Origin of the sequence: Mesorhizobium sp. M3A.F.Ca.ET.175.01.1.1, from assembly GCF_004791945.1 — a bacterium.
GTDB lineage: Bacteria > Pseudomonadota > Alphaproteobacteria > Rhizobiales > Rhizobiaceae > Mesorhizobium.
On sequence record NZ_SRTP01000054.1, the window covers coordinates 1 to 570 of the forward strand.

Below are 570 nucleotides of genomic sequence, written 5' to 3' on the forward strand. Positions count from 1 at the left end.
CTTCGCGGCCGCCTGATAGCCGTCGAGCACCGCGCGCACGGCGCCGTCGCCGATCGAATGCACGGCGATCTGCAGGTCGCGCCTGTCGGCCTCGACCGCCACCTCGGCGAAATGCTCAGGCGAAAACAGCGGCTCGCCGCGCCAGCCCGGACGGTCGGCATAGTCGTCGACCATCACCGCCGTCCAGGAGTCCAGCACGCCGTCATAGAAGACCTTGACCATGCCGGACGACAGCCACTCGGAATTGTAGGCGGCCGCCATGCGCGAGGCTTTTTCCAGCATGTCCAGCTTCATGAAATTCTTGAAGTGGAACGGGATCTTGGTGCGGCACAGCAGCCGCCCTTCTTCTTCCAGCCCAGCGAGCAGCTCGAGCTGATAGAGGTTGCCGTCCATGTTCTGGATCGAGGTGATGCCGTGCTTGGCGCACCATTCAAGGCCGCGATGCATCAGGTCGCGATCGGCTGCCAGCTCCTTCACGGAAGGATAGGGATCCGGCTCGGCGCCTTCGAGGCCAAGCCGCGTCCGGTTCGCTCCGTAATGATCGAGGACCGGCCCGAACGCCTCGCCCTC

1 protein-coding gene is annotated in these 570 nt (G+C 64.7%); it reads right to left on the minus strand.

The genetic code is table 11. The features are described 5' to 3' along the window. Nucleotides 1–570: amidohydrolase family protein (locus EN818_RS30700; protein WP_145972140.1), on the minus strand; the 570-nt coding region annotated here is incomplete at both ends.